General features: G+C 58.1%; 9 protein-coding genes, 4 tRNA genes and 2 pseudogenes. 4 read left to right on the top strand and 11 right to left on the bottom strand.

The annotated features are described in order from the left end of the window. From QK293_RS22015 to QK293_RS21990, 6 genes and pseudogenes are all read right to left on the bottom strand, one after another. Positions 1 to 1198: pseudogene (locus tag QK293_RS22015) on the bottom strand (type IV secretion protein Rhs); the annotation flags it as partial. A 239-nt stretch (positions 1199 to 1437) separates the two neighbouring features. Next, on the bottom strand, positions 1438 to 1845 hold the full coding sequence (locus QK293_RS22010) for a sel1 repeat family protein (protein WP_282381008.1): 408 nt from the start codon (positions 1843 to 1845) through the stop codon (positions 1438 to 1440). Beyond that, a complete protein-coding gene (locus tag QK293_RS22005) occupies positions 1846 to 2217 on the bottom strand; it encodes a hypothetical protein (RefSeq protein WP_003223109.1) in 372 nt (123 codons plus the stop codon). It lies immediately after the preceding gene. Then, the gene (locus QK293_RS22000; protein WP_282381005.1) at positions 2214 to 2555 is read right to left on the bottom strand and encodes a helix-turn-helix transcriptional regulator; all 342 of its coding nucleotides are present in this window, start codon (positions 2553 to 2555) and stop codon (positions 2214 to 2216) included. The genes QK293_RS22005 and QK293_RS22000 overlap by 4 nt, the downstream gene beginning before the upstream one ends. 114 nt (positions 2556 to 2669) lie before the next feature. Next, on the bottom strand, positions 2670 to 3125 hold the full coding sequence (locus QK293_RS21995) for a YkvA family protein (RefSeq protein ID WP_282381003.1): 456 nt from the start codon (positions 3123 to 3125) through the stop codon (positions 2670 to 2672). A gap of 293 nt (positions 3126 to 3418) precedes the next feature. Further along, entirely contained in the window at positions 3419 to 4135 is a 717-nt protein-coding gene (locus QK293_RS21990) for an FKBP-type peptidyl-prolyl cis-trans isomerase (protein ID WP_282381001.1), read from the bottom strand. 269 nt (positions 4136 to 4404) lie between these two features. Here QK293_RS21990 and QK293_RS21985 point away from each other — a divergent pair. Continuing rightward, a pseudogene (locus QK293_RS21985) lies at positions 4405 to 6207 on the top strand (di-heme-cytochrome C peroxidase). Continuing rightward, positions 6204 to 7337 (top strand): catalase family protein, encoded by a 1134-nt coding sequence (locus tag QK293_RS21980; protein WP_282380999.1) that lies wholly within the window; start codon positions 6204 to 6206, stop codon positions 7335 to 7337. Before QK293_RS21985 ends, QK293_RS21980 begins: the two are co-directional and overlap by 4 nt. 144 nt (positions 7338 to 7481) lie before the next feature. On the opposite strand, the gene QK293_RS21975 is transcribed toward QK293_RS21980, so the two are convergent. From QK293_RS21975 to QK293_RS21960, 4 genes are all read right to left on the bottom strand, one after another. Continuing rightward, positions 7482 to 7558: transfer RNA gene (locus QK293_RS21975), tRNA-Asp, on the bottom strand. An 18-nt stretch (positions 7559 to 7576) separates the two neighbouring features. Then, a tRNA-Val gene (locus QK293_RS21970) sits at positions 7577 to 7652 on the bottom strand. 188 nt (positions 7653 to 7840) lie between these two features. Next, a tRNA-Asp gene (locus tag QK293_RS21965) sits at positions 7841 to 7917 on the bottom strand. 18 nt (positions 7918 to 7935) lie between these two features. Then, positions 7936 to 8011 (bottom strand) — tRNA-Val (locus QK293_RS21960). Positions 8012 to 8170: 159 nt separating this feature from the next. On the opposite strand from QK293_RS21960, the gene rdgC reads away from it, so the two are divergent. Next, a complete protein-coding gene (gene rdgC / locus QK293_RS21955; protein WP_282380997.1) occupies positions 8171 to 9091 on the top strand; it encodes a recombination-associated protein RdgC in 921 nt (306 codons plus the stop codon). Positions 9092 to 9320: 229 nt separating this feature from the next. Continuing rightward, positions 9321 to 9635, top strand: a complete 315-nt coding sequence (gene sugE, locus QK293_RS21950) for a quaternary ammonium compound efflux SMR transporter SugE (protein WP_027922462.1) — start codon at positions 9321 to 9323, stop codon at positions 9633 to 9635. A gap of 81 nt (positions 9636 to 9716) precedes the next feature. Here sugE and QK293_RS21945 read toward each other — a convergent pair whose 3' ends face one another. Further along, positions 9717 to 10511 (bottom strand): iron-containing redox enzyme family protein, encoded by a 795-nt coding sequence (locus QK293_RS21945; RefSeq protein ID WP_282380992.1) that lies wholly within the window; start codon positions 10509 to 10511, stop codon positions 9717 to 9719. Positions 10512 to 10546: the final 35 nt, after the last annotated feature.

Genomic DNA, 10546 nt, shown 5'->3' with positions numbered 1-10546 from the left:
TGTGAGTGGCGGTTTTATCGGCGGAATCGGCGCTGTCGCCGTTGGGGTTTTTCGCCTGATCCGGGACGTCGTCGTGGTGTTCTTCTTTTTTCAGCGTGGTGTTCTTGCGGCCATTCCAGCGTAGTTGCATCCGACCTTGTTTCAGCCCGGCCGCCACACCGCGCGCGGCGACCGTTTTGTAGCGGTCGACGTAGGTCATGAAGCTGTTGATGATCGTGAAGATCGCTTTAACGAGGCCCAGTACGGCGTTGACGATCCGGTTGCCATAATTGGCAAGACGCATACCCAGATAGGCAATGCCCGCACCTGCACCGGCGAAAGTCAGGACAACCCCGATTAGAATGTCGATGAGCAACTGCACTACTACCGTCGACACAGCCTCGGCGGTTTTGCCGGCGATCTCGCCGGGTGGCAGCATGTCCAGCCAGAGACTGGCCGTACGAAGCAGCAAACACAGCGCCGCTTCATCGCTAGCCAGCAGCTGGATTTTTGCCATCGTTGCCGGAAATTCTTCTGCCAACTCGGCGAGTTGCTCGGCACCACTCCCCAAACGCTCAACGAACTTGCGCGGATCCTGAAGAATGTCCGAGAGCAGGCTGATGCTGTCCCACACGCCCACGATCGCCGCCCAGCTCCCTGCGAGCATTCCGTTACCCGTCGCAGCAAAAGTCGACTGCGACCACTGAGGTTTGAACCCTTCCCACTCTTTGCGCAGCCAGCCGTCCAGCTCTTGGGTCAGGCCGTCGTAAGAGGAGAAAAGATCATCGATTTGAGTCGGGGTGACTTCATTCTGGACATGAACGCGATAGAACTTGCCGGGAATGCCTTCGAACTGCCCCTTACCGTTTTCATCGAGCGTGACAGGCGTACTCTCGCCACCCTCAACAGCAATCACATCGACCTGAATATTCCCCAACGGAATGTCATAGACCGATTCAAACTTGCTCTCGATCTGCAGAATCCGATTGGCAGGGCACTGCGCAACGCTCGAGAAAAAGTCCTCATCGCCACGGCTCACCGCAGTGGTGGTAGTACCAAGCTTTATGAGCCGTTCCATACCCATCAGCGACGGCAAATCAGCGACACGGCTGGCCTTATCCGCCGTTTGGTTAAACCAACGCTTAAGTTGTTCGCGGTAGAGGGACAGTGTGTCCGGAAAACCGTCGAGCTCCTGCTCGATGCGGGCGATGTGCTCCATCAGCACACCGAACGGTATGAAGTCGAGTGAAAAACCGGGTCAAACATGAGCAATCCCTCGCGCAGAAAATGGGCGCGCGAGACTGTGCGGGGGATCAATCCAGAAAGAAGTCAGGGAAGTAGGATATGGATGTAGGGCAAATCCCTAATTAACGATCACCGAATGACAAGCAGGCAGAAACGCAAACGTGGCAGGAGGTTTCCCTCACGCCACGTTTGTTTAGCAGACAACGATGAGGGTTACTGCGAAGATCCGCGAGACGCCAACTCTTTAAGCTTGATCTCCGCTAACGGATGCCCGGCCTTCGCCGCCATGCCCCACCAGCGAGCCGCGTCAATCGGATCCGGCGCCTTGCTCGGCGTCCCCGCCAAACTGATCACTCCCACCTGATACGCCGCTTTGCCATCCCCCGCCAACGCCGCCAGGCGCAGCAATCGAACGCCTTCCTCACGAGCCCCAAGGCCAACGCCGCGAAAGGTCAGGATGTGGCCATAGAAGCTTTGCGCGCCAACGTCACCCAGGTTGGCCATACGGGCGAACTGGCCTTCGAGCCAGCTCCAGCCGCGCGGCTGTCGCACGAACCACGACCAGTGAAACAATCGGCGGGCCAGCCAGTAACCGGTCCGCGCCTTGAGCTTTAAAAACACTCAGGCCTCCGCCGATTCCGGGTACTCGTATTCGAACACGCGCACCACTTCCGAGGCGTGCCACGAGGCGGCAGCGACGCCGTCGGACGGCCCGGAGAAACGCCCCAAACGTTCGACACATTCAAAGAAACCGGTGCGCGGCAAGCGGCTGGCACCCTGGCTGATCACCAGCGAGCTGCGCAAAGGCTGCTCGGCCTTGGCGTCCAGCGCGGCCAGATGCTCAAGGGCGGCGGTCAGGGTTTGCATGGCCGGCGTGGGCAATTGCAAACGTTCGAGCAACGCCCGGTATGTCAGCAGATGGCGCTGGCGGCGCGCCTGATCCAGTTCACCCAGCAACCCGTCCCAATGTTGACGACTGATGCGTACGCTCACGATTCATCCCTCCATCCTGGCACCGTCAATTCCCAGGCCAGGCTGCGGCGAATCGCAGCGTCGGGTTGACGCTCGCCACTTTCGATCAAGGCTAGATAAGACGGGCTGATGCCTACCGTGCGGGCGAGCGCCTCGATGGCGATGCCCTTCCCTTCGCGCAAACTGCGTAGTTGATCCAGCCCCGGAAGAATCTGGTCTGGTGTTGCCGCGTGACGCTCTGGGGCGACCTGCGGCGGTTGTTCGTTGATGCCTGCTGCTTTCAGTAGAGCCTGATACTGAGCCCACGGCAGAACCGCATATTCGGGCTCGCCTTCGCGTGTAATTATCTGAATATCCATGACTACCCCGTAGGACAACAACACTTAGCGAGTCGGCACTTTTCCCTAGAAGTGTAATCCTAACAGCGGCCAAGGTCGCGGGGGGCATCAATCTGTGGAGGAGACTGAATCAACTCAGTTTTTTTTCGGCCCCTGAAGCTGCAGTTGTTCCGGGGTATCGGGCAGGCGCTCGACCACTGCGAGCTTCTCCGGCAGCTGACGATTGCGCCAGGCGCGGAAGGCGTTGAGTTCGTCGTCGAGGACTTTCATCAACCAAGCCAGCACCGCGATGTCATCGAGCATGCCGAACACCGGAATAAAGTCTGGAATTGCATCCAGCGGACTGAGGAAGTACATCAGGCCTGCCACGACTGATATCAGGGCTTTGGGGCTGATGGCCCGATACTCACCGCGCCAATAAGCCAGGCAGAGTGCTTGCAACAAGCGTAGATCATCCTTAAGTTTGCCCAGCCGGTTGCCTTGGCTGGCACCTTTGCTGGCCACCGCGAAGAGCAAGGTCGGCAAACGTCCACGCGCGAGTAGGCGTCCGGCCAGAGGCAGGAAACGAGCGAAACTCCAAGGCATTTTCATCATTCCTCCCACTGAAATGTTATCCACACAAATTGTGGATAACCTTGTGAACAGAGCTACTTTTCACGGCTGAAAGCCCCGTTTCATAAGGGCTTAACTCAGATCGGGCGTTTTTTACTCACATAAAAAAACCCAAGATTTCATTGACTTGGCGCTCTGGCGCGGCTAGCACAGACGTCCTCAATGGCTATGACTCCAGCCTACAGCATCCGTTCGCTTTGTTTACCTTCGCAGAACGCCAGATGCAACAACGCCCCGCATAAGCGAGGCGTTGTTTGTAGAGCAGACGCCGGTTACTTGGCAGTGGCGTCTTGTTTTGCTGGATCCTTGATCGCCAGCAGTTCCAGGTCGAATACCAGCACTGAATTGGCTGGAATCGCCGGGCTTGGGCTTTGGGCGCCGTAAGCCAGTTCGCTAGGGATGTACAGTTTGTACTTCTCGCCAACGTGCATCAGTTGCAGGCCTTCGACCCAACCCGGAATCACACCGCTGACCGGCAGGTCGATCGGGCTGCCACGCTCGACGGAGCTGTCGAAAACGGTGCCGTTGGTCAGGGTGCCGGTGTAGTGAACAGTCACTACGTCGGCCGGCTTAGGCTGTGCGCCTTCAGCTTTCTTCACCACTTCATACTGCAAGCCCGAAGCGGTGGTGGTTACACCGGCTTTCTTGGCGTTGTCTTCGAGGAATTTCTTGCCGACGGCTGCCGACTCTTCGCTCATTTTGGCCATACGCTCTTCAGCACGCTTTTGCAGTGCTGCGAAGGCTTCGACCAGTTCGTCATCCTTCAGCTTCTGTTCTTTCTTGCCGACGGCATCTTCGATGCCTTGTGCTACGGCTTTGGAGTCCAGGTCATCCATGCCTTCCTGAGCCAGGCTCTTGCCCATGTTCAGGCCAATCCCGTAGGAAGCTTTTTGCGCCGGGGTTTTCAGCTCTACGCTGGTCTGCGAATCACAACCCGCAAGTACCAGGCTAACCAGGGCCACCGCCGCCGCCAACCGATGCTGTTTCATGCTATTTCCTTGTTCATGCGCCTAAAGGGCAATCGAATAAAGCCGCGAGCTTATCAGGCGGCCACGACCAATGGCTACCGGCATGAGAGCAGGAAACTTCCGATAAGTTCAGGTGTTTTAACGCATTTCGGGAATGGGATGATGAAGCCTCTGTCATCTTGCGCTCATAGAAACTGGAATCGGATACCACAGCATCTGGCGTAATGGCCACTTGCCGCACCTCTGGTGTTGAGGCATAAGGGAGTTATAAACCGACAAGGATGTTTAACTTGCGCCTCTTCTTCCGTTTGCTGGTTGTGCTCGCAGTGCTGCTCGGGCTGGGCCTGGCCGTGGTTCTGTACTACGTTGCCAACCCGAAACTGCCGGCCTGGTCACCCGCGCAACAAGTGCATTACCTGGAGCAATGGAGCGCCGCGGATCGCCAGACCTACTATTTCACTCCCCAGGGCACCCAGGTCAAAGGCTTGCGCTATGACTGGTTCAAAGCGCTCGAACTGCCGTTTTCACAACAGCGATTCGCCGCTCCCGAATACCTCGCCCGCTTCGGTTTCCTGGTCGATCCCGGCCAGAAACCCACGCCGAACAACCCCGGCAATCTGCCCGTGGGTTTTGCCCGTCATCAGAACCCTGGAAGCCAGGACGAGTTTCTGGACATCACCTGCGCTGCCTGCCACACCGGCGAACTGCGTTTTAACGGTCAGGCCGTGCGTATCGATGGCGGTTCGGCGCAGCACGTTCTGCCATCCAGCGTTCCTACGTTGCGCGGCGGCAGTTTCGGGCAAGCGCTAGTGGCCAGTCTGACGTCGACTTACTACAACCCGTGGAAATTCGAACGTTTCGCACGCAACGTGCTGGACCAGGACTACGATGCCCAGCATCAACAGCTGCGCAAAGACTTCAAAATCTCTCTCGACACCTTCTTGAAGGTGGCCTGGAACGACACCCATCGCGGGCTCTACCCGACCGCAGAAGGCCCCGGCCGCACCGACGCTTTCGGGCGCATTGCCAACGCCAGTTTCGGCGATGCAATCTCCCCCGCCAACTATCGGGTGGCCAACGCTCCGGTCGACTATCCGCAGTTATGGGACATGTGGACCTTCGACTGGGTGCAGTGGAACGGTTCGGCGCAGCAGCCGATGGCCCGCAACATCGGCGAGGCGTTGGGTGTTGGCGCCACGCTGAACTTCTTCGACAGCAATGGGCAGCCACTCAAGGGCGACAACCGTTATCCATCCAGCGTCCGGGTGCGCGATTTACACCTGATCGAAGAAACCCTGCAGCGACTCAAGCCGCCAGCCTGGCCGGAAGAACTGCTGGGCGCGGTCGACAAACCCTTGGCCGCCAAAGGGCGCGCGCTGTTTACAGAAAACTGCGCAGGCTGCCATGTACCGCGCGTGACGCAAAGCGACGGGCGATCCGTGCAGCACCTGAAAATGCTCCCGGTGGAGGTCATTGGCACAGACCCGGGGGCCGCCAACAATATTGCCGACCACCGTTTCGATCTGACCGCCTTGCAGTGGGACCCGGCAGAGCTGGCGCAACTGGATGTCCAACCAAAGCCCACCGAACCACTGGACCTGAGCAAGCTTTCAGTGGCCAAAGGTCTGGCGTACGTCACCGCATTTGTCGAAAATCGCGCGTATCGCGAAGCCAACATTACCCCAGCCGAGCGACCGGAGATGGATGGCTTCGGCCTGCCGATTGGCGTGCGCGAATTACGTGCCTACAAGGCCCGGCCGCTGGCGGGTGTGTAGGCGACTGCGCCGTTTCTGCACAACGGTTCGGTGCCAAGCATTTATCAACTGCTCTCGCCCCAGGATGAACGCGCAACCACCTTCTACAAAGGCACTTTCGAGTACGACCCGAGGCATTTGGGTTATCGCACCGAAGCCTTTACCAACGGCTTCGTGTTCGACACCCGCATCACCGGCAATCACAACAGCGGTCACGAGTTCCGCGCAGGCAAGCGGGGCAACGGCGTTATCGGCCGCTTGCTGCAACCCCAGGAGCGCTGGGCGTTGCTGGAATATCTGAAAGTGTTGGGCGGACCATTGGAGTCACAATTGCCATGAGCATTCTCTGGTTGCGCCTTGGCGCCTTTCTCGGCAAGACGCTGCTTTGGTTGCTGGGTCTTGGATTGTTTGCCTGGGCGCTGTCCACGGCGTGGTTCGCCTGGCAGCACAGCGGCTCGGTATCGGCTGAAGAGCTGATCCCGGCCGGCGAAGCGGCAATGACTCAGGACATCATCCAGACGGCCGTACGCATCGTCGACCAGCACCGTGAAAGCACTCGCTACCTGCGCGATGCTCATGCCAAGGCTCATGGCTGCGTGAAGGCCGAGGTTCAGGTGCTGCCGGAGCTGGCGGGTGACTTGCGCCGGGGTGTGTTCAGCGAACCCGGGAAAACCTGGCAGGCGACGATGCGCTTATCCAACGGTAATGCTTACCCGCAGTTCGACAGCATCCGCGATGCTCGGGGCATGGCGATCAAATTGCTCGATGTGCCGGGCAAGCAACTGCTGGACGACCAACAGCGTCGCGGTGAGCAGGACTTTGTGATGTTCAGTCATCCAAACTTCTTCGTCAGCGATGTCGCCGAGTACCGTCAGAATGTAGCCGCACAGGCTGACGGCAAGAAGCTGATGGCGTTCTTCCCGGGTTGGGACCCGCGGACCTGGCAGGTTCGCCACCTGTTTATCGCGCTGGCAACACTGTCTCCCGCCCCGGAAAGTCCGACCCAGACGACTTACTTTTCGGTTTCGCCCTACAAATTCGGCGAAGCCAATGCCAAGTTCCGCGTCATGCCCGATCCGGCAAGCTGCCCGACCTACACCCTACCCGCGCAAAACCAGAAGTTACCGAACTTCCTGCGCAATGCGCTGAACCAACAACTGTCGGCCGACCGGATGCCGGCCTGTTTCGTCCTGCAGATACAACGCCAGGACCCGGCCAAGTACATGCCGATCGAAGACACGAGCATAGAGTGGCAAGAAAGCGATGCGCTGTTCGAGACCGTGGCGCGGATCAAAGTACCCGCCCAAGACTTCGATACGCCTGCGCTGAACGTGCAATGCGACAACCAGTCGTTCAACCCTTGGTTTAGCCTTGAGGCTCATCGCCCCATTGGCGGCATCAACCGGTTGCGCAAAGCCGTGTATGAAGCCGTTAGCGATTACCGCCACAGCCGCAACGCCGAACAATAAGAAGGCAGAACGAAAAAAGCGACCCGAACGAAGGTCGCTTTCTCAGTGGTGCCCCGGCAGAAGCCAAACCCCAGACAGCAAAAAGCCCGCATTAAGCGGGCTTTCTGTGGTGACCTGGCGTTCAGCGCTCCAGATTACCTAATATGGCGCAGCGGACGGGACTCGAACCCGCGACCCCCGGCGTGACAGGCCGGTATTCTAACCGACTGAACTACCGCTGCGCGTAACATTGAAAGTAGTGGTGGGTGATGACGGGATCGAACCGCCGACATTCTGCTTGTAAGGCAGACGCTCTCCCAGCTGAGCTAATCACCCTTTACCTTCGTTGCGGGGCGCATTGTGCCACAGATTTTCATAACATGTTGATTTAATTAATAAATTTATCAAAAAAATCTGAAAACCCGTAAAGCGATACACCCGGCAGGAACTACGGACAGAAAAAAACCCGCGTTAGCGGGCTTTTCCGTGGTGACCTGGCGTTCAGCGTTCCAGATTACCGAATATGGCGCAGCGGACGGGACTCGAACCCGCGACCCCCGGCGTGACAGGCCGGTATTCTAACCGACTGAACTACCGCTGCGCGTAACATTGAAAGTAGTGGTGGGTGATGACGGGATCGAACCGCCGACATTCTGCTTGTAAGGCAGACGCTCTCCCAGCTGAGCTAATCACCCTTCACTTTCGGTGTGGCGCGCATTCTACGGAGCGACTTCACCTCTGGCAAGCACTTTCTAAAATAATTTTTCAGGCCTTCCAAAGGCTTAGAGAAGGGTTGGCCTATGGCGCGGCGAAGAGAATAATGCCCCCCTTTGCATAAAGGAGAGACTCGCCCCATGTGGTTCAAAAACCTGCTTATCTATCGCCTGACCCAAGATCTGCCTTTTGATGCCGAGGCGTTGGAAACTGCACTGGCCACCAAACTGGCGCGTCCCTGTGCAAGCCAGGAGTTGACCACCTACGGTTTCGTCGCGCCGTTCGGCAAGGGCGAAGATGCTCCGCTGGTGCACATCAGCGGCGACTTCCTGCTGATCGCCGCGCGCAAAGAAGAACGCATTCTGCCGGGCAGCGTCGTGCGTGACGCCGTGAAGGAAAAGGTCGAAGAGATCGAAGCGGAACAAATGCGCAAGGTCTACAAAAAGGAACGCGATCAGATCAAGGATGAAATCATCCAGGCCTTCCTGCCGCGCGCCTTTATTCGTCGTTCGTCGACTTTCGCCGCCATCGCGCCGAAACAGGGCCTGATCCTGGTCAATTCGGCCAGCCCGAAACGTGCCGAGGACTTGCTGTCCACCCTGCGTGAAGTGATCGGCTCGCTGCCGGTGCGTCCGCTGACCGTGAAGATGTCCCCTACCGCGACCATGACCGAATGGGTCACCACCCAGAAAGCTGCGGACGACTTCTTCGTGCTGGACGAGTGCGAGCTGCGCGACACCCACGAAGACGGCGGCATCGTGCGTTGCAAGCGTCAGGACCTGACCAGCGAAGAAATCCAGTTGCACCTGAGCACCGGCAAAGTGGTCACTCAGCTGTCGCTGGCCTGGCAAGACAAGCTGTCTTTCGTACTTGACGACAAAATGGTGGTCAAGCGCCTGAAGTTCGAAGACCTGCTGCAAGACCAGGCGGAACAGGACGGTGGCGAAGAAGCCCTCGGCCAACTGGATGCCAGCTTCACCCTGATGATGCTGACCTTCGGCGACTACCTGCCGGCGCTGGTTGAAGCGCTGGGCGGCGAAGAGACTCCGCAAGGGATCTAAAGCCTTGTGATCTCTACTGTGGGAGAGAGCTTGCTCGCGATAGCGGACTTACTGGGTACTGATTTTCGCCGTCGTGGATCGGGAAACAGGCCCAGCAGGCTGTCGACTGATCCGAAAACTTGATCCCTGGGTTAATGATGGGCACTCTATTGTGCAACGCGAGGACGACCTGGCGGCTCGATCGAGTCATTAATCTGGGGACGACCCCGTCAATCGATGGAGGTCTCTCATGTCCTGGATCATTCTGTTCTTCGCCGGCCTGTTCGAAGTTGGCTGGGCCGTCGGCCTGAAATACACCGATGGTTTCAGCCGCCCTCTCCCCACCGCCTTGACCGTGGCCGCCATGGCCATCAGCCTTGGCTTGCTGGGTCTTGCCATGAAGGAATTGCCGCTGGGCACGGCCTATGCGATCTGGACGGGTGTGGGTGCAGTCGGGACAGTGATCGCCGGGATCATTCTCTTTGGCGAATCCATGGCGCTGTTCCGGCTGGCCAGTGTGGCGCTGATCATAGCCGGGCTGGTTGGCCTGAAGGTCAGCGCCTAGTCATTTGCAGGTGTCACTAAAAAGCCCGCCCCCTGTCGATACGGACAGGGGTGCGGGCTTTTTCAATACAGTGATAACGGATCAGCTTTCGGCCAGCGCCCTACGCTCACGCGCGACCGGGACCTTTTCCGCATGCTCAAGCTGCATGCAACGCTCCAGGAACAGGAACATGTAGTCGTAGCTCTTGCAGACTGCCTGACGCAATTCCACTTGCAGGGATTTGCTTGGGTTCATGCCCGCCAGCGTGCAGATGATTTCCAGTGCTTCCCAGGGATGGGCATCGTCGTACTGGGCATGCATCTTCAACCACTTCATGGCCCGCTTGCGATCTTCCTCCGGGAACGATGCCGCGTAGACGCCACTGGAACAGACCAGCGCCGACCACTCCCCGGTCGCACCTTCGATGGCGTAGTTGGTGGCGGCAATGGCAACGATCAACGAATCTGCCGAACTGGTGTGCCAACACCAGTGGCTCAAAGCGTGAAGCTCAGGGGCAACCTGTTGCGCTTGCAGATCTTCCAGACTGACACCGTGTGCACGACTCCAGTGCACCCAGTAATCGGCATGGTTCAATTCGACGCGAATGTTGCGCATCAGCCAGCGACGCGCCATGTCTTCGCCCGGGTGGCGGGCAAAACGGGTCTTGGTCAGGTTCTGTGCCATATACAACGCGAACTGGTCGACCACTGGCCAGCCACCAATCAGGTACTGGCGCATGGTCTTGGCGCTGAGTTTGTTGTCACGCAGACGCTGATACAGTTCGTGTTCGACAACCCGGCGTTTGCTCTCGCTGCAATCCTGGATCAGGCGCTGAGCCCAGGCGGGGTAACTTGCAGCTTCCATGAGGGGTCCGGTTCGGTTGAATGTGTCGATCACTGTCGAGCTCCTTTTGATTGTGATTATAAGGATCA

The organism is Pseudomonas sp. AL03 (genome assembly GCF_029960815.1).
In the GTDB taxonomy this organism is placed as follows: domain Bacteria; phylum Pseudomonadota; class Gammaproteobacteria; order Pseudomonadales; family Pseudomonadaceae; genus Aquipseudomonas.
The sequence above is the reverse complement of the archived record's forward strand: the minus strand, read 5'-3'. Positions and strand labels throughout refer to the sequence as shown.

Coding starts and splice junctions, on each gene's coding strand:
- sugE (WP_027922462.1), top strand. CDS start 9,321: ATGTCCTGGATCATTCTGTTCTTCGCCGGCCTGTTCGAAGTTGGCTGG.
- QK293_RS22000 (WP_282381005.1), bottom strand. CDS start 2,555: ATGGATATTCAGATAATTACACGCGAAGGCGAGCCCGAATATGCGGTT.
- QK293_RS21990 (WP_282381001.1), bottom strand. CDS start 4,135: ATGAAACAGCATCGGTTGGCGGCGGCGGTGGCCCTGGTTAGCCTGGTA.
- QK293_RS21980 (WP_282380999.1), top strand. CDS start 6,204: ATGAGCATTCTCTGGTTGCGCCTTGGCGCCTTTCTCGGCAAGACGCTG.
- QK293_RS21995 (WP_282381003.1), bottom strand. CDS start 3,125: ATGAAAATGCCTTGGAGTTTCGCTCGTTTCCTGCCTCTGGCCGGACGC.
- rdgC (WP_282380997.1), top strand. CDS start 8,171: ATGTGGTTCAAAAACCTGCTTATCTATCGCCTGACCCAAGATCTGCCT.